10 protein-coding genes are annotated in these 18,102 nt (G+C 61.8%); 4 read left to right on the top strand and 6 right to left on the bottom strand.

Annotated elements, in window-relative coordinates:
- Positions 1–237 precede the first annotated feature (237 nt).
- Positions 238–7,050 carry a kinesin gene (locus tag DZG07_RS12365; RefSeq protein ID WP_119817463.1) on the top strand — a complete coding sequence of 2,271 codons (6,813 nt, stop codon included), beginning with the start codon at positions 238–240 and terminating at the stop codon, positions 7,048–7,050.
- Between the two features lie 81 nt (positions 7,051–7,131).
- Here DZG07_RS12365 and DZG07_RS12360 read toward each other — a convergent pair whose 3' ends face one another.
- The 4 genes from DZG07_RS12360 to DZG07_RS12345 form a co-directional block, all read right to left on the bottom strand.
- Entirely contained in the window at positions 7,132–7,713 is a 582-nt protein-coding gene (locus DZG07_RS12360) for an ABC-type transport auxiliary lipoprotein family protein (RefSeq protein WP_119817460.1), read from the bottom strand.
- 110 nt (positions 7,714–7,823) lie between these two features.
- The gene (locus DZG07_RS12355; RefSeq protein ID WP_091912682.1) at positions 7,824–9,197 is read right to left on the bottom strand and encodes an MlaD family protein; all 1,374 of its coding nucleotides are present in this window, start codon (positions 9,195–9,197) and stop codon (positions 7,824–7,826) included.
- 14 nt (positions 9,198–9,211) lie between these two features.
- Complete coding sequence (locus DZG07_RS12350; RefSeq protein ID WP_162931610.1) at positions 9,212–10,036, bottom strand: ABC transporter ATP-binding protein; 825 nt, start codon at positions 10,034–10,036, stop codon at positions 9,212–9,214.
- 3 nt (positions 10,037–10,039) lie between these two features.
- Complete coding sequence (locus DZG07_RS12345; RefSeq protein WP_119817457.1) at positions 10,040–11,215, bottom strand: ABC transporter permease; 1,176 nt, start codon at positions 11,213–11,215, stop codon at positions 10,040–10,042.
- 78 nt (positions 11,216–11,293) lie between these two features.
- Between DZG07_RS12345 and dgcA the strand changes: the two genes are divergently transcribed.
- Positions 11,294–12,277 (top strand): N-acetyl-D-Glu racemase DgcA, encoded by a 984-nt coding sequence (gene dgcA, locus DZG07_RS12340; protein WP_119821671.1) that lies wholly within the window; start codon positions 11,294–11,296, stop codon positions 12,275–12,277.
- On the opposite strand, the gene DZG07_RS12335 is transcribed toward dgcA, so the two are convergent.
- Positions 12,248–13,462 carry an MFS transporter gene (locus tag DZG07_RS12335; protein ID WP_119817455.1) on the bottom strand — a complete coding sequence of 405 codons (1,215 nt, stop codon included), beginning with the start codon at positions 13,460–13,462 and terminating at the stop codon, positions 12,248–12,250. The genes dgcA and DZG07_RS12335 overlap by 30 nt on opposite strands.
- 329 nt (positions 13,463–13,791) lie before the next feature.
- Positions 13,792–14,613: a UDP-2,3-diacylglucosamine diphosphatase gene (locus DZG07_RS12330; RefSeq protein ID WP_091912869.1), complete on the bottom strand. Its 822-nt coding sequence runs from the start codon at positions 14,611–14,613 to the stop codon at positions 13,792–13,794.
- A 121-nt stretch (positions 14,614–14,734) separates the two neighbouring features.
- Here DZG07_RS12330 and DZG07_RS12325 point away from each other — a divergent pair, with 121 nt between their 5' ends.
- Together DZG07_RS12325 and DZG07_RS12320 are read left to right on the top strand one after the other, a co-directional pair.
- Complete coding sequence (locus DZG07_RS12325; RefSeq protein ID WP_119817452.1) at positions 14,735–15,514, top strand: SDR family oxidoreductase; 780 nt, start codon at positions 14,735–14,737, stop codon at positions 15,512–15,514.
- A gap of 165 nt (positions 15,515–15,679) precedes the next feature.
- Positions 15,680–18,010, top strand: a complete 2,331-nt coding sequence (locus DZG07_RS12320; RefSeq protein WP_119817449.1) for an NADP-dependent malic enzyme — start codon at positions 15,680–15,682, stop codon at positions 18,008–18,010.
- Positions 18,011–18,102 lie beyond the last annotated feature (92 nt).

Here is an 18,102-nt window from a genome sequence, read left to right as displayed (position 1 = left end):
TAGCGTAATCATGTGGATAACGGGTTAATGTGCGAGAGCGCGGAAATCCGTCGCAAAGCCGCCCAAATCGTGGCTTCGTTAACCTTATGTTTAAAGTTTTACGTATCTGGCCGGATTCAAGTTTCCTTTACCCGGCTGTGCCACTACGATACGGGCGGTCCATAATAAGCCTCGCACGCGGGCATATAAGCGCCGAAATTTGGCGACCTCGCGGCAGTAGTACAGGGTAACGGCGAAATGGCGAAAAAAACTTCGACAACGAAGAACCTCGACAGCGAAGTCGCAAAAGAGCTCGAGGAAGCCCTCGACTTCGACCTATCGGCAGGCGCCGATGAGCTGGATATAGCAGCCTCGATGGAAGATCTGGAGGCGCAGATATCACAAGCCGCTGACGAGCTCGCACGCGAGAGCCGGGCTGAAAAAGCCGCTCAGCCTGCTGTACAGAATGCGCCCTCGAAGCCCTCGAGTTCCAATTCCAATTCTAAAAAGACAGCTGCTCCCGCTGCCGAGCTTCGCCCGGTCGAGCAGCCGAACGGACGCCCTTCCGGCTTTTCGCCGGCCAATGACGACCAGCAGCGCGACTACAGATCGGTTATGCACGGCATAAACCGGCGTTCGTCGAACGGCGTCTATTGGGTCGTGGCAATTCTCTCGCTGCTGTGGATCGGTGGCGGCTTTCTTCTCGCCAACATGCTGTTTACGCCAAGCATCCTTGAGATCCGATCGATCGATCAGGTCCTGGCGCGCCCGTACCTTATTCTGCTCGGCGTCCTCACCTTTACGCCGATAATCCTTTTCTGGGCGTTCGCACTCATGATCCGCCGCGCGCAGGACATGCGCATTGCCGCCCAGTCCATGACGGAAGTGGCTTTCCGCCTTGCCGAGCCGGAGAATCTGGCACAGGATCGCGTCATGACCGTTGGCCAGGCTGTGCGCCGCGAAGTGGCGGCCATGGGCGAAGGTATCGAACGCACGCTGGCCCGCGCTGTCGAACTCGAAACCCTGGTCCACACCGAAGTCAACCAGATCGAACGCTCCTATTCGGAGAATGAGGCCCGCATCCGCTCGCTCGTCGACGGGCTCGGCAGCGAGCGTGAAGCCGTGGTGACCCACGCCGAACGCGTGCGCGCGTCGATCACCGGCGCGCATGAGACACTGCGCGACGAACTGGGTTCCGCCAGCGAGGTCATTCGCGACAATATTCTGAACGCCTCGACCAAGCTGTCGATGACGATCAACAATTCCGGCGACACGCTGATCGATCGCATCAATGAAAGCGGCGCTTCGATCTTCGAATCGATCGACCAGCGCCTCGACACGATCGGCGACCGCATCACCACGTCCGGCGAGGCTTTCGCCAGCCTTCTCGACACGCGCATCGCCAAGCTTACCCAGAGCACCGACGACATGACGCGGTCGCTCTCTGACCTGCTGGACGACCGCACCTCCGGCATGGTTTCCCTGCTGGGCGGCGCTGCCCGCACGCTGAATGCCGACTTCGAGGCGAGCCTCCAGGGCATCGAGCGCACGCTGGCCGAACGCGGCCAGGTCCTCATCAGCGAGTTCCAGACGCGCGCCGAAGCGCTCGACACCGGCACTCAGAAGCTCAATGCCGCCCTTGAAGCCCGCGCACGGCAGATCAACGAAACGCTGGTCGACCGCGCACGCGAGATCGCAAACACCTTCTCAGAAGGCAAGCAGAGCCTTTCGACCGTCATCGACGAAGGCCGGGCGCGGATCGGCTCCGAAATGGCCGATATCGTCATGTCGACCTCTTCCATGCTGGAAGCCCGCGCCGACGACTTCGCAACCCGGCTGGAATCGGCTCGCAATGTCGTTTCCGACGCACTCGACGCCGACATCCAGAAGCTCAGCGAAGCCCGCGCCGGCATTGACGAGGCCGTCGAAAATCAGTCGCGCAAGTTTGCTGAGAGCGGCGAACGCATCGCAACAACGCTTCGTGGCGATCTGACCAAGTTCGAGGAAAGCCGTGCAGGCATCGAGGAGGCCGTCAGCCTCCAGGTGCTGAAGCTGGCCGAGGGCCGCACCCTGATCTCGCAGGCGCTCGATGAGGATTTGCGCAAGATCAACGAATCCCGCGCCACCATCGATGCATCCCTTGGCGATCATCTGGAACGGCTGGCCGAAGGCCGTGCAAGCCTCACCCGCGCGCTCATGGAGGATTCGCAGAAACTTACCCAAACCCGCGCCGGCATTGACGAAATGGTCGCCCTCCATGTCGGCAAGCTGAGCGAAGGCCGCAGCATTCTTTCGCGTGCCCTCGAAGCCGATCTCGGCAAACTTGCCGAGAGCCGCTCAAGCATCGACAACCTCATCGACGGGCAACTCGAAAAGCTCGACGAAGGCCGTTCGCGCCTCACCCGCGCCCTTGAAGACGACCTCAACAAGCTCGCCGAAAGCCGCTCAGGCATCGACGGACTGGTCGCCGGACAGGTGGAAAAGCTGGCCGAAGGCCGCGATATTCTCAAGCGCGCGCTGGAAGCCGACCTTGCCAAGCTTGCTGAAAGCCGCAGCAACATCGACAATCTCGTTTCCAGCCAGGTCGAGAAGCTGGCCGAAGGCCGCGACATTCTCTCCCGCGCTCTGGAATCGGACCTGGGCAAAATCGCCGACAGCCGCTCGAGCATCGACAATCTCATCGACGGCCAGCTCGAAAAGCTCGACGAAGGCCGCCTGCGCCTCACCCGCGCTCTTGAAGACGACCTCAACAAGCTCGCCGAAAGCCGCTCCGGCATCGACGGTTTGGTCGCCGGACAGGTGGAAAAGCTGGCCGAAGGCCGCGATATTCTCAAGCGCGCGCTGGAAGCCGACCTTGCCAAGCTTGCCGATAGCCGCTCAAGCATAGACGGTCTCGTGGCAAGTCAGGTCGAGAAGCTCGCCGAAGGACGCGACGTTCTCTCCCGTGCCCTCGAAGCCGATCTGAACAGGATCGCCGACAGCCGTTCGAGCGTCGACAACCTGATCGATGGGCAGCTCGAAAAATTGGACGAAGGCCGCCTGCGCCTCACCCGGGCTCTTGAGGACGACCTCAACAAGCTGGCCGAAAGCCGCTCAAGCATTGACGGCCTCGTCGCGGGTCAGGTCGAGAAGCTGGCCGAGGGCCGCAATATCCTCAAGCGGGCGCTGCAGGAAGACCTGACGACCATCGGCGATATGGTCTCTGCCCACGCAGACAAGCTCGGTGAGGGTCGCGCAAATCTGACGCGTGCTTTGGAAGACGACCTCGGCAAGCTGGCCGAAAGCCGCTCCAGCATTGACGGGCTGGTCGCCGGTCAGGTCGAGAAGCTGGCCGAAGGCCGCGACATTCTCCGTCGCGCCCTGGAAGCCGATCTGTCAAACATCGACCGCATGGTCTCCCAGCACGCTGACAAGATCAGCGGTCACCGCCAGCAGTTGACCGTCGCGCTTGAAGAGGACCTCAACAAGCTCGCTGAGACGCGCTCGGGGCTGGACGGCATCGTGTCGACGCATGTCGAGAAGCTCGCGCATGGCCGCGATATCCTCTCGCGCGCCCTGGAAGCGGATATGGCCAATATCGAGGGCCTCGTCGCAGCACAGGTGGAAAAGCTCGTGGAAGGCCGCAAGGTTCTGTCGAACGCACTTGAGGCCGATGTGGCCAGCATCGAAGGCGTCATCGCCGGACAGGCTGAAAAGCTTGGCGAAGGCCGCAGCGTGCTCACCCGCGCCCTGGAGCAGGATATCGAGAGCATCGAAAACCTCATTGCCAGCCAGACCGAGCGTCTGGCCGAGGGCCGCGCCATGCTGGCCCGCACGCTGGAAGAGGATCTGCAGAAGCTCGCCGAGAGCCGTTCAGGCATCGACGGTCTCGTCGCCGGACAGGTGGAAAAGCTCGCCGAAGGCCGCGACATTCTCCGCCGCGCCCTGGAAGTCGACCTGCAGAAGCTCGCCGACAGCCGCTCGAACATCGACAACATCGTTGCCGGACAGGTCGAGAAGCTGGCCGAGGGCCGCAACATCCTCTCGCAGGCGCTTGAAGCCGACCTGCAGAAAGTCACCGACAGCCGCGCGGACGTGGACGGCATCATCGCCGCCCACATCGGCAAGCTCTCGGAAGGCAGGGATATGCTTTCCCGCGCCCTTGACGACGATCTGAACAGGCTCGCCGAAACCCGCAGGGAGATCGACGAAGCCGTTTCCGGTCACATCGAGACGATCGCCGGCAAGCGCGCCGACATCGCCGATGCCCTGTCTGCCGATGTCGAGAAGATCGAGGAAGCCTTCCGCCGCCAGACCGGTGTCATCGAGGAACGCACCGGCACCATGGAGCGTGCGCTTTCGACCGGCATCGACAATGTTCGTATCGTGTTGGAAAAGAGCGCCGTCTTCGTGGCCGGGGCACTTCGCGAGAAGGTTCTGGAAGTCACCGCCGCGCTGAACGAAGAAGCCGGCAAGGCCTTCACGGATGCCGACCGCCAGATCGCGGATCGCGCCGAGCAGACCTCGGCGGCGCTGCTTGCCCGCGCCGACGACATCACCCGCGCCTTCGAGGAAGCCGACGGCCGCCTCGCCGCCCGTGCGCAGGAAACGTCGTCTTCGCTGATCGCACGCGCCGAGGAAACCGCCGATACGTTGGCGCTGCGCGCCGGCGATATCGTCCGGACCTTCGACGATGCGGACCAGAAGCTGGTGGCTCGCGCTGTCGAGACCGCGAGCTCGCTCGCGGTTCGCGCTGGCGACATCCTGCGCAACTTCGACGACGCCGACCAACGCCTCAGCATGCGCATCGGTGAATCGGCCGATGCACTGGCCGCGCGTGCTGCCGAGCTCGGCCGCATCTTCGATGCAGCCGACCAGCAGTTCATCTCCCGCATTTCCGATGGCGCAACCACGCTCGGTTCGCGCGCTATCGAAATCGTGCGCAACTTCGAGGAAGCAGACGCCCGCCTCGCCGCCCGCGTCGGAGAGACCGCCGAAACCCTGGCCGGACGTGCCGCCGATATTGGCCGTGTGTTCGACACCGCCGACGAGCGTCTTGCTGCAAGGCTCAGCGAGTCTTCGTCTGCGATCGGAACGCACGCGACCGAGATCGCCAACGTCTTTGCCGAGACCGAGCAGCGTGTTGCTGATCGGGCCAAGCAGACCGCGGTAGAACTGGACGCTCGTGCACGCGCCATCGAAGAAACGCTCACCAATGCGGATCAGCGTCTTGCGTCGGGTGTCGAAGCCGTTGCCGCACGGGTGGACGAGCACGTTGCTAACGCCGAAATCCGCCTCGCTTCGAGCGCCGAAAATGTCGGACAGAAGCTCAACGAGCAGATATCGCAGGCCGAGGCGCAACTCGTTTCCCGCGCTAACGTCATCGCCGAGACCTTCACCGCGGTCGGCCAGCATATCGGCCAGAGCACCAACGACGCCGCACGCACCATCGGCGCCAACACCCGCGAACTGAACACGATGCTTGCCGAGCGTTCCGCCGAGATCACCAAGATCCTCGACGAAACCGCCCGCCCGCTTGTCGAACGCTTCTCCGAAAGCGGCGACGAGCTGCAGAAGAGCCTCGAACTGGCCACCCAGAAGGCAACGGATCGTCTTCGTTCCGAAAACGCCGCTCTGGTCAATGCGCTCGCCAACCGCACCGCCGAGACCCTGTCTGCGGTCGAGGGCGCGCGCAACAATCTATCCGAAGGCGTCACCGATCTTATCGTCCGGCTTGGAGCGTCCAGTTCACAGCTCAACGATCTCATCGAAAGGGCAGCCACAAACCTCGCCAATGTCGATGATCGTCTGGCCGGCAGCACGCAGAGCTTCGCCGCAACGACGGAGAAGGCCGCACAGACCTTCGCAAGTTCGGCACGGCTGGTGGATTCCAACACCACCCGCCTCACGGAACTGTCGTCCAACACGCTCAAGGAAGTGGCTTCCATCGCCACCCGCTTCGACGAGCACAGCCGCCTGCTGACGAGCGCTTCGGAACTGCTGAGCTCGGCCCAGAGCAATCTCGAGCACACGCTCGAGCGCCAGTCGTCGCTGGAGGATCTGGCGGTTGGTCTGGTCAAGAAGTCGGAAGACCTCGAGCGGGTCATGCGCTCCTTCGAAGACCTCGTCGGCAAGGCGCTGGACAAGGCCGAGGATCGCACCCTCGCCTCGACCGACAAGATCCGCATCGCGATTTCCGATGTTGTCGAGTCCGCGACGAAGCGCTTCGCCGACGCCACCGAGGACATGCGCCGCACGGCAAGCTCCATCAAGAGCGAGCTCGACGACACCCGCGCCGAGCTCAAGAAGGGCGTGCTCGACATGCCCGAGGAAGCAAAGCAGTCCACCACCGCCATGCGCCGTGCTGTTACCGAACAGATCAACGCCCTCAAGGAACTCTCCGAGATCGTTGCGAAGTCCGGCCGTACCGTCGACGTTTCCGACCGTACGGCACAGCGCCCGGCAGCAGCACCCCAGGCGCGTGCACCGGAACCGCAGCGTCGCGCGCCGGCCCCAGCCCCGCAGGCGCCGGCCGCGCCGCAGCCTCCTGCTCCTCACCTGCCGCTGCGCGGGACGCTGGAGATGGAACGCACGCCCGATCCGGCCCCGCGTCCGCGTGAAGGCAATTCGCGTGCACAACCCGGCGGCTGGGTCCGTGACCTGCTGAGCGGCGCATCGCGTGAAGAGGCCCGCCCCGAAGGCACCGCCAACGCCTCGCGTCCGGCAGCAAGCCCGCGTTCAGCCGCCCATGTGGTGGAATCGCTGAACTCGCTCTCGGTCGACATCGCGCGAGCGATCGATCATGAGGCGTCGATCGAGTTGTGGGATCGCTACAGGCGCGGCGAGCGCGACGTGTTCACGCGTCGCCTCTACACGCTCAAGGGCCAGCAGACTTTTGACGAAATCCGCCGCAAATATCAGGCTGACGCCGAGTTTCGCGCCGCCGTCGACCGTTACTGCGACGACTTCGAAAAGCTACTGAAGGACGTTTCGCGCAACGATCGTGACAACGTCATGGCCCAGACCTATCTGTCTTCGGATACCGGCAAGGTCTACACCATGCTTGCCCATGCAGGCGGGCGGCTGCGCTAAGCCGACAGAGGCATACAGACAAATAAAAGGGCGGGAATTTCCCGCCCTTTTATTTGTCCTGAGACACCCGCATACCGGTGATCAGATCTCGGAATCGGTCCATTTGACGATATCGCTCGCGGCCTGGCCGAAAGCGCTGTTCAATGCCCGGACATAGGCGTCGTTGCCGCTACCCGAAACCGGTGCGCTGGCCTCGAATATCCGCGAAGCCCGCACAGTGCCGTTGCGGTCGTTGAGCAGTCGCACGAAAAGCTCGACCTCGGCGTGCGATCCACCGTCAACGCGCACTTCGAAGGCCCGAACCTCGGCTATGACCTGATAGTCAATCGCCAGTCCCTCGCCCGGCAATCCGACGCCGGCAAAACTGCCCGAACGCTGGAACGTCTCAGCCAGCCGGGCCTGCACGATCTTCGGCAGCCGATCGGCCCATTGCGCGCCTTTCAGAAACTGGATCACGCCGGGAGCCGGCTTTATGACGATGTTTTCGCCATCCAGCGCCTTCAGGGCCGATGGCTCGGCAATCAGAATTTGCGTGCGGTTGCGCGCTTTCTGCGTTTGGCTGGCCGGTGCGGACAATTCATAGGTATCAAGCGGCGCAGGGCCTCCCCCGGGCAGGAGCGCGCATCCCGAAAGTGCCGCGGCGATAATGGCAGCACCAGACATCAGCTTAACTGTCTTCACGGCAGATCCTGTCCGAAATTTCCCCAACCCTTGCCGCGATCGGCGGATTTCTTCCCTTCGGCGAACTGTTTCATCATATACGCTCACCGATCTCAACGTCGTGTCCGCCCGTCGTACTGACGGACAGCCCCGTCGCCACCTGTAATGATGCGCTGCGGATTCTTTTCCAGATCGCTGATGGCCTGCTCGATCCGATTGATGGAGCGGCGGCTGTCGCGCACCAGCGAGTCGACATCCCGCAATCCCTGCCCCGAAAACCGTGCGAGCCCTTCGGTGATGACGCCGAGGCGTGCGTTCAGCGTGTCGGCTACCTGGCGGAAGGATTTCAGCGTCGCGCTGGCATCAGCCATCACGCCTTGAGCCTCACCCGAGCCCAACAGGCTGTCGACCTTGGCCAGGACGCCGTCGATGCGCACGGAGGCGGCGTTGAGGCGCTGCGTCAACTGGCCGGCATCGCTGATCATCTGGTCGATATCGTCGGTGCGGCGGCTGAACCTCTCGGTCACCTTCGACACGTCCGCCGCCGCGGTCTTCGCGTCGCGGCTGGCCATCTCGATATTGCCGAGTGCCGAGCGTACGGTCGCCGGGTCTACGCCCTCCAGAATCTTGTCGACCTTGCCCACCGTGCCACTGGTCTTCTGCGCGAAATCATTGATCGAAGCGACCGCAGTGTCGACGCCAGCAATGATCTTGTCGAACTGCTTGCTGTTCTCGCTAAGGCTCTTGGTGAAGGTCTCCACATTGGCGACAATGGACGAAACCTTGTCCTTGTCGACGGCCTTCAGTATGTCTTCGGCAGCCTTGAGCGTACCGTCCAGCTTGCCTGAAACGCCGGCCAGTTCTTCCGAGAGCTTGGAAACGCTGTCGAGAAACTTGTCGACCCCAGCGGCGTTGCGCCCGAGCGCGTCCGAGAATTTCTGCGCGTTTTTCACCGTATCGGTCAACGGACCGCGCACGTCGCTGGTGAAGCCCTCAAGCTGGGACAGCACATTGTCGGCGCGCTTGAAGATATCCTGCGCCGTCTGAAGCAGATTGGTCACCGCAGAAGGATTGGCGGTGATTTCGGCCATCTTTCCAGAGGCTTCCGCCTCGTCAAGCAGGTTCGCTTCCGATTTGTCCGCTCCCTTCAGCTCGATATTGGCCTGGCCGGTAAGGCCGGCGAGACCGATATCGGCCTGGGTCGACTTTGTGATCGGCGTTGCCCTATCGATTTCAGTATCGGCAATGGCAACCGTTGGATTATCGACATCGAGAAACACCCGCCGCACGTCGCCAACCTTCACGCCGTTGAACAGCACCTGGCTTCCGCGGCCCAGCCCGGAAGCCGAACCCGGAATGCGCACGCGCAGCATCGACGTCTCGCCGCGATCGCCGACCGCCGCCGTCCAATAGACGAATGCAAAGGCCGCGAGCACCGCAACAAGCGTGAAAATTCCGACGACGACGTAGTTGGCTCTGGTTTCCATTCCCGCCTTTTACTTTATGCCCTTGCAGCCATATCGATCTGCCGTGCGCGCTTGCCTCGAAAGTAAGACTTGACCCACGGCTCGTCGCTTTCAAGCATGTTCTGGATCGTCCCTTCCACCAGAACCCTTTTCTTGCCAAGTACGGCAATTCGGTCACACACCGCAAACAGGCTGTCGAGATCGTGAGTCACCATGTAGACGGTCAAGCCCATCGTGTCGCGCAATTTGGCGACAAGTTCGTCGAAATCGGCAGCACCAATAGGATCAAGTCCGGAGGTCGGCTCGTCGAGGAAGACGAGATCCGGGTCCAGCGCCAATGCACGCGCGAGTGCTGCCCGCTTGATCATGCCGCCAGAAAGTTCGGACGGGAATTTGCCTGCTGCGTCCCGCGGCAGGCCGACAAGCTCGATCTTGAGCAGCGCCAGTTCGTCCATCAGCCGCTTCGGCAGGTCGAGATATTCACGCATCGGCACCTGTACATTTTCCAGCACCGTAAGCGCCGAAAACAGCGCGCCTTGCTGGAACAGCACGCCCATGCGCATGTCCAGCTTCATGCGATCGGCATCGCTTGCCTTGTCGACGTCGACGCCGAAAAGCTTGATCGTTCCTGAGCGCTTCTGGTTCAGCCCCAGCACGGTGCGCAGCAGAACCGACTTGCCCGCGCCCGAAGCGCCGACAAAGCCAAGAATCTCGCCGCGCCTTATGTCGAGCGACAGATTTTCAAGCACGATCTTGTCGCCGAAGCCGACGGTGATGTCGCGCGCCGACAGCACGATATCGTCGGTCGGCGCCGCAGCGTCCCCGTTCTCCCTGGTCGAGTTTTCGCGCGTCATCGCCATCCCTTAAAAATCGATGGCCGCAAAGAAGATCGCGAACATCCCGTCAAGAATGACGACGATGAAGATGGATTTCACCACAGAGGCAGTTACGTGCTGGCCGAGCGATTCGGCGCTGCCGCCGACTTTCAGACCTTCGACCGACGCGAGAATGCCGATGATCATCGCCATGAACGGCGCCTTGATCAGCCCGGCAAAAATGGTGCTGAGGTCGATGCTGAGACGCAGCCGGTCAACGAACGCGGCCGGTGAAATATCGGAATAGAGCCACGACACGAGAATGGCACCGCCGAGTGCCGCGAAATTCGCGGCGATCGTCAGGCACGGCAAGGCGATCACGAGCGCGACCAGGCGCGGAAACACCAGCACGCCGACCGGATTGAGGCCGATCACCTTCAGCGCGTCCACTTCCTCGCGCATCTTCATGGAGCCGATTTCGGCGGTAATCGCGCTGCCGGAGCGGCCAGCGACCATGATCGCCGTCATCAGCACGCCCAGCTCGCGCAAGACCAGGATGCCGACCAGATCGACGACGAAGATGTCGGCGCCGAAATAGCGAAGCTGGAACGCGCCCTGCTGGGCGACGATGGCGCCGACAATGGCAGACATCAGCACCACGACGGGGATCGCGCCCACGCCCATGCGATCGATCTGGTTGAAGATCGCCGCCAGATTGACGCCATGCCCGCGCCCGAGCTTCATCTGGGCGCCGCGGATCGTCGAGCCGAGAATGCTCATCGCCGCAAGGAAATCGTCCAGCATGGCGTAGACGCCGCGGCCGATGTTTTCGAGTATCGCGATGATAAAGTTCGGGCGGGTTGCTACGGCATCGTCACCGGCCTTGTCGGAGGCCTCGCGGATCGCCCCGAGCAGGATGGACGCGACTTCGCTCTCGCCTTCCAGCTTCGCGCTCGTGCCTTGCGCCTCAGCCGATCTGATAAGCCGGTCGACCAGCCAGGCACCGGCGGTATCGATCCTTTCGATGCCGGAAAGATCGAGCGTCATTGCGCCCGCGCCCTTCCGGGCTTCGATCTTTCGCACATCGGCGTCTATCAAGGCGACGGTGCGCGTTGTCCAGGCTCCGGACAAGGCGTAGGACAATGCGTCGCCTTTCCCCGTCTCCGTGATGCGGGGACCGGCCTCCTCTATTGCGCTCGTTTCCTTGCCGCCATTGAACAACATTGCGGCCTGTCTTATCCCGTCATTCAGAGTCTGTCACTTTCTCGAACTGTGCTGCACCGACTGGCGGAGAAGAAAAATATGGCGCGTGTCCTTTCGGTCAATGCCGAGCGATTTCCGATCGCCGGCACCTTCACAATCTCGCGCGGTTCAAAGACCGAAGCGGAAGTCATCGTCTGCACGATATCGGATGGTAGTTTCGTCGGGCGGGGCGAATGCGTTCCCTACAAGCGTTATGGCGAGACCATGGAAGGCGTTCGTGATGCTATTGAGGCAATCGCGCCCGCAATAGCGGCAGGCATGGGTCGCAAGGCACTTATCGATGCGATGCCGGCAGGTGCCGCCCGCAATGCGGTGGATTGCGCGCTGTGGGATCTGGAGGCCAAGACGTCGGGCAACCCGGTGTGGCGGGAGCTTTCTCAGACCCCGCCGACATCGCTCGAAACCGCTTACACTTTGTCTCTCGGAACGCCCGAAGCCATGGCGGCGCAGGCGCGCGAGAATGCCGGCCGACCGCTGTTAAAGGTCAAGATCGGCGGCGACAACGACATTGCCCGCATTCGCGCCGTCACCGAAGCAGCACCCAACAGCCGAATCATCCTCGATGCCAATGAAGGCTGGACGGACGAGAACATCCGCGAAAACCTTGCCGCTGCAGCCAAACTCGGTATCGCGCTAATCGAGCAGCCATTACCGGTCGGCAAGGATGGCATTTTGCGCCAGGTTCCTCACCTCGTCCCGCTATGCGCCGATGAGAGCGTGCATGGCGTCGACGATCTCGAAAAACTCGCCGGCCTCTACGACGCGATCAACATCAAGCTCGACAAGGCCGGCGGCCTGACCGCTGCATTGGCGCTGCGCGACCGCGCCAAGGACCTGGGCTTCTCGATCATGGTCGGCTGCATGGTCGGAACATCGCTGGCTATGGCGCCGGCTGTGCTTCTGGCGCAGAGCGCAGACTTCGTCGACCTCGACGGTCCCCTGCTTCTGGCGCGCGACCGGGAGCCCGGACTGCTTTACCGGGGTTCTGAGGTCTCACCGCCGGATGCGGCGCTCTGGGGCTGATTTTGCCGCAAGCGCTATGAAGACCAGTCCAACCATCGCAACCGCAGCCATAACGTAGAAGCCGCCAATGCCGAGGCGTCCGTAAAGCGGTCCGGAAACCAGCGTCACTGTCGCCATCGAAAGGCCGTTTGCGAAGAAGGCAATGCCCTGGGCGGCCCCGGTGCGCTCCTCCGCCACGGTTTCGGCAATCAGCTTTTGCACGCCGATCAGGATGAGAGCCGTGGAAAAGGCATGAAGCGACTGGACGGCGAAGAAGCCGCCGACGCCAAGCCCCAGCGGCCAGATCAGCGGAAAGGCAAGCCAGCGGACAATCGCCGCCAACCCCGCCATCAGAAGCAGCGTCGGCGGCCGCATCCTGCCGAAGATGCGCGTGAAGATCATGAACATGCCGACTTCGGCCACAACCGCAGAGGCCCACAGCAAGCCGATCACCGTGTCGTTGATGCCGATCGATTTCCAATAAATGGAGATGAAGCTGTAGAGAAAGCCGTGGCTGGCAACGATGATGCCGGCTCCAACGACGAAGAACACGAAATAGCGGTTGAGAAGCTTTGGCGCCGATTCCTGAATATCGACCGCAGAGAGCGGGGATGCGCGCCGTGGCCGCCCGATACGGGGAGCAATGAACGATACTGCCAGGATTCCAACCAACCCGATGGAAATCATCACCGGCACGGCCTCAGCACCCGTAAACGACAGGATCGCCCCACCGGCAAGATTGGCGCCGAGAAAGGCCGCCGAGCCCCAGATTCGCATATTGGCATAGGTAGAACCGAAACGCCTGACGCCTGAAAGCGCCAATGAATCGGTAAGAGGCGCATGCGGCGTCCATGCCACCGCCAGCGCAAGCGAAACGCCGAGCACGGTCACATAGGTGGGTGGCAAAAAATAGCCCGCCGAGATCAGCAGCGCCGCCGCAACCATCACGATCAGCACATTGGCGCGATCCTTCGCCTCATCGGCCATGGCCGAGATGAACGGCGTGGTGACGACGCGCAGGAACATCGGTGCGGCAAGGATGATGGCGATCTTCTCCGCGTCGAAGCCTTTTGCCTCCAGCCACAACGGGAAATAAGGAAGATGCACGCCCTGCGGAATGAAAAGAGCCGCAAAGATCAGCGAAATGCGCAGTTCGAAATGACGCGGCTTGACGAGCTGTTCAGGCGAGAGCGGCGGCAATGACATTGAGGGCGCGCAGTCCAGGTAGCGCGACTCATGCGAAAAGATTCAGCCGCGTAGCTGGCTCACTTAACACGGTGAGGATGGCTGCGAAACGTCCTGGTCCAGCCATTTCCTGCGCCAGGCGCTTATGGCTCCGCGGCAAAACCATTGGCTGCGCTGCAGCGTTCCGCACTGCCGGCTGGTGGCCCTGATGATTGCCGAGCACGCCAAGTCGCATGGCGCGCCTGCTTGCCGGTTGCGGCGTCATCGATGACGCCGGAGCATGCAGTGGCAAGCCTTCGGCGCGCTTGCGGCGCCCGTCTGCCAGATCTCTAAACATGGTCGATTGCCCGTCAGGCTGCCTTGACGCCGCCGCCTTCGATTACCGTCGGCACAAAAGTTGTTTCGGCGGCCGGAGCTTTTGCCTGAACCTGCGGCCACCACAGGATTTCCATCGAACCGTCGAAATGCTCCACCACCGCTGTGCAGCTTTCAACCCAATCGCCCGTATTGATGTACCGCACGTCGCCGAAATCCTCGATCACCGCGTGATGGATATGACCACAGATGACGCCATCGACATCCGAACGGCGCGCTTCCTCGGTCAGGACGTCCTGGAAGGCGCCGATGAAATTCACCGCCTTCTTGACCTTGACCTTGGCCCAGGACGAGAACGACCAGTACGGCATGCCGAACAGACGCCGCGCCCGCGAGACGACCCGGTTGACGATGATGGCCATGTCGTAGGCCTTGTCGCCGAGATAGGCGAGCCAGCGGGCATTGTGAACGATCGTGTCGAACTGGTCGCCGTGAATGACGAGATAGCGCTTGCCGTCCGCAGCCTCGTGAATGGCGCGGTCGGCAACGACGATGCCGCCAAAATGCACGCCCTGGAACATGCGCAGGAACTCGTCGTGGTTTCCGGCGATGTAGATGATGTTGGTACCCTTGCGGGCCTGCCGCAGCAGTTTCTGGACGACATCATTGTGGGTCTGCGGCCAGTGCCACGACCGGCGCAGCCGCCAGCCGTCGACGATGTCGCCAACGAGATAGATGGTCTCCGCCTCGTGATGGCGCAGGAAATCGATCAGGAACTCAGCCTTGGCCGGCTTGGAGCCCAGATGGACGTCAGAAATGAACAGGGTGCGGAATGCGCGAGGTGCTTCGCCGGACATGGGTTCTGTTCCGTTGCTGTCGCGCAGCCTATGCCCCGATTCATGCAACAGGCGTATGACGGTTGCGGTCTGCGTCACCGGCGCGATAGGTTGGCCGCCTGCAAATCGGAGAAAGCACATCATGGATCTCGGCATTCGGGGAAAGACAGCGATCGTCTGCGCATCAAGTCGCGGGTTGGGACGCGGCTGCGCTATCGCCTTGGCGGAAGCCGGCTGCGATCTTGTCGTCAACGGACGCGACGCGGCGATCCTGGCAAAAACCGCGCAGGAGATTCGCGACCGCTTTGGCGTGAAGGTTATCGAAGTTCCGGGCAGCGTTTCCGACCCGGAGGTTCAGAAGCAATTGCTGGCGGCAGCCCCCGCACCCGACATTCTGGTCAACAACAATGGCGGGCCGCCCTTCCGCGACTTCAAGGAACTCGACCGGCAGAAAATGCTCGACGGCGTCGTCAACAACATGATCACGCCGATCGAGCTCATCCAGTCCGTGGTCGGGGGCATGGCCGAGCGCGGTTTCGGCCGTATCGTCAACATCACGTCGCTGTCGGTCTATGTGCCGATTCCCGGCCTTGATCTGTCGTCGGGCGCGCGTGCCGGCCTGACATCGTTCCTGGCTGGCGTTGCCCGCACGGTTGCCGACCGCAACGTGACCATCAACAACATGCTTCCGGGCAAGCTCGACACAGACCGGCTTCGTGGCCCGCACGAGCCAGGCAGCGTCGAGTCGCCCGAAGCATCACGTGAGCGCAAGACGCGTATCAGCGCCGACGTTCCGGCCAAACGCCTCGGCACGCCGGAAGAGTTCGGCCAGATCTGCGCCTTTCTCTGCTCGGTTCACGCGGGTTATCTCACCGGGCAGAACATACCCGTCGATGGCGGGCTCTATGTGAGCGCCTTCTAGGGGGAATTCACCAGCCGATTCATTTCGCGAGATTCTGACGGCAAGTAACTGGAATCATGGGATCTTCCCGATTCCAGTTATTTTCGTTCACGGACCGCCTCGAAAAACCGGAATCGCATGATAAAACACAGTCGAAACGATCGAATACGGGGTTAAACCGCAACCATGGACAACGAAAAAAACAACGATGCGGCGCGTTCCGATTTCGAAGAGGCGGCGCTGTATTTCCATAAATACCCGGTGCCGGGAAAGCTGGAGATCCAGGCAACCAAGCCCCTAGGCAATCAGCGCGACCTGGCGCTGGCCTATTCGCCAGGCGTCGCCGCACCGTGCCTCGCGATCAGGGACGATCCCGCAACGGCTGCGGACTATACCGCGCGCGCCAATCTGGTCGGCGTGGTCTCGAACGGCACTGCCGTGCTCGGCCTGGGCAATATCGGTCCCCTCGCCTCCAAGCCGGTGATGGAAGGCAAGGCCGTCCTGTTCAAGAAATTCGCCGGCATCGATGTGTTCGACATCGAGATCGACGCGCCTGAGATCGACCGCATGGTCGAGACCATTTCGGCACTTGAGCCGACTTTCGGCGGCATCAACCTCGAAGACATCAAGGCTCCCGAGTGCTTCGAGGTGGAGGAGCGTTTGAAGGCTAGGATGAAAATCCCGGTCTTCCACGACGACCAGCACGGCACCGCGATCATCGTTGCGGCAGCGGTGCTGAACGGTCTCGAATTCGCCGGCAAAAAGATCGAGGACATCAAGATCGTCACGTCGGGTGCTGGTGCGGCAGCGCTTGCCTGCCTCAACCTCCTGGTTTCGCTTGGCGCCAAGGTGGAAAACATCTGGGTCACCGACCGTTTCGGCGTTGCCTACAAGGGGCGGCTGGACGAGATGGACCGCTGGAAAGACCCCTATGTGAAGGACACCAATGCGCGCACGCTTGAGGATGTCATCGGCGGCGCGGACGTATTCCTCGGCCTCTCTGCTGCAGGCGTTCTGAAGCCTGAACTGCTGAAGCACATGGCGGACAAGCCGCTTGTCCTGGCACTTGCCAACCCCACGCCGGAGATCATGCCGGAAGTCGCTCGCGCGGCGCGGCCGGACGCCATGATCTGCACCGGTCGGTCGGATTTCCCCAATCAGGTCAACAACGTACTGTGCTTTCCTTACATCTTCCGCGGTGCACTCGACTGCGGCGCCAGCGCTATCAATGAAAACATGAAGATGGCCGCCGTCCGCGCCATCGCAGCCCTTGCCCGCGAGGAACCGTCAGACGTCGCAGCGCGTGCATATTCCGGCGAGACGCCGGTCTTCGGACCCGATTTTCTGATCCCCTCGCCGTTCGATCCGCGCCTGATCCTGAGAATCGCACCGGCGGTTGCAAAGGCTGCCTGCGACACCGGGGTTGCAACGCGACCCATTACCGATTTTCCGGCCTATATCGACCGGCTCAACCGCTTCGTCTTCCGCTCCGGCCTTGTCATGAAACCGGTGTTTTCCACTGCGAAGATGTCGACGGCCAAACGCGTCATCTATGCCGACGGCGAAGACGAGCGCGTGCTGCGCGCCGCACAGGTGGTGCTTGAGGAAGGCATTGCCGAGCCGATCCTTATTGGCCGCCCGAATGTCATCGATGTCCGGTTGCGGCGCTACGGCTTGCGCATTCGCCCCGGCACGGATTTCGAACTGATCAACCCCGAGGACGATCCGCGCTACCGCGACTATGTCGATCAGCTGATCGAGCTCACCGGCCGGCGCGGCGTGACCCAGGAAGCTGCGCGCACCATGGTCCGAACGGATACGACGGTCATCGCGGCACTTGCCATGCGGCGCGGCGATGCCGACGCCATGATCTGCGGCCTCGAAGGGCGATTTGCCCGTCATTTGCGCAATGTGACACTGATCATCGGACCGCGCGCCGGCGTCAGCGACCGTGATCTCTCCACACTGTCGATGCTGATTTCGAGCCGTGGCGTTACCTTCTTCACCGATACCTATGTGACGGTTGATCCCACCGCTGAGGAAATCGCCGAGATGACCATACTGGCGGCCGAGGAAATCCGCCGCTTCGGCATCGAGCCCAAGGCGGCACTGCTGTCGCACTCGAATTTTGGCTCGCGCGATTCTCCGAGCGCACTGAAGATGCGCGAGGCAGCAGCGATCCTGAAGAGGATCGCGCCCGACCTGCAGAGCGACGGTGAAATGCACGCCGACTCCGCTTTGTCGGAACATTTGCGGCAACGCGTCTATCCGCATTCCACGCTCAAGGGCGAAGCCAATCTCCTTGTCTTCCCCAATCTCGACTCCGCAAACATCGCGCTGACCACGGTGAAGCAGATGACGGACGCCCTGCATGTCGGGCCGATCCTGCTCGGCACCGAGCAACCCGCGCATATCCTGACGCCGTCGGTGACCTCGCGCGGCGTGGTGAACATGACCGCGCTTGCAGTGGTGGAAGCAGCGCAAAAGGCTCAGGCAACGATAGCCAAGGCAGGTTGAAAGCCATCAACTAAAGCGATCACGAAAAGGTCAACTGTCCAAACGCAAATAAACAGTTAACCTCATATGTGGTAACGGAGTGACGCCTGATC

The organism is Mesorhizobium sp. DCY119, from assembly GCF_003590645.1.
In the GTDB taxonomy this organism is placed as follows: Bacteria; Pseudomonadota; Alphaproteobacteria; order Rhizobiales; family Rhizobiaceae; genus Mesorhizobium_M.
The sequence above is the reverse complement of the archived record's forward strand: the minus strand, read 5'-3'. Positions and strand labels throughout refer to the sequence as shown.

What these genes read in the sequence shown, in the direction of transcription:
- DZG07_RS12360 (WP_119817460.1), bottom strand. Translation starts at nt 7,713, where the DNA reads ATGTCTGGTGCTGCCATTATCGCCGCGGCACTTTCGGGATGCGCGCTC.
- dgcA (WP_119821671.1), top strand. Translation starts at nt 11,294, where the DNA reads ATGGCGCGTGTCCTTTCGGTCAATGCCGAGCGATTTCCGATCGCCGGC.
- DZG07_RS12350 (WP_162931610.1), bottom strand. Translation starts at nt 10,036, where the DNA reads ATGGCGATGACGCGCGAAAACTCGACCAGGGAGAACGGGGACGCTGCG.
- DZG07_RS12355 (WP_091912682.1), bottom strand. Translation starts at nt 9,197, where the DNA reads ATGGAAACCAGAGCCAACTACGTCGTCGTCGGAATTTTCACGCTTGTT.
- DZG07_RS12330 (WP_091912869.1), bottom strand. Translation starts at nt 14,613, where the DNA reads ATGTCCGGCGAAGCACCTCGCGCATTCCGCACCCTGTTCATTTCTGAC.
- DZG07_RS12320 (WP_119817449.1), top strand. Translation starts at nt 15,680, where the DNA reads ATGGACAACGAAAAAAACAACGATGCGGCGCGTTCCGATTTCGAAGAG.
- DZG07_RS12335 (WP_119817455.1), bottom strand. Translation starts at nt 13,462, where the DNA reads ATGTCATTGCCGCCGCTCTCGCCTGAACAGCTCGTCAAGCCGCGTCAT.
- DZG07_RS12325 (WP_119817452.1), top strand. Translation starts at nt 14,735, where the DNA reads ATGGATCTCGGCATTCGGGGAAAGACAGCGATCGTCTGCGCATCAAGT.
- DZG07_RS12365 (WP_119817463.1), top strand. Translation starts at nt 238, where the DNA reads ATGGCGAAAAAAACTTCGACAACGAAGAACCTCGACAGCGAAGTCGCA.
- DZG07_RS12345 (WP_119817457.1), bottom strand. Translation starts at nt 11,215, where the DNA reads ATGTTGTTCAATGGCGGCAAGGAAACGAGCGCAATAGAGGAGGCCGGT.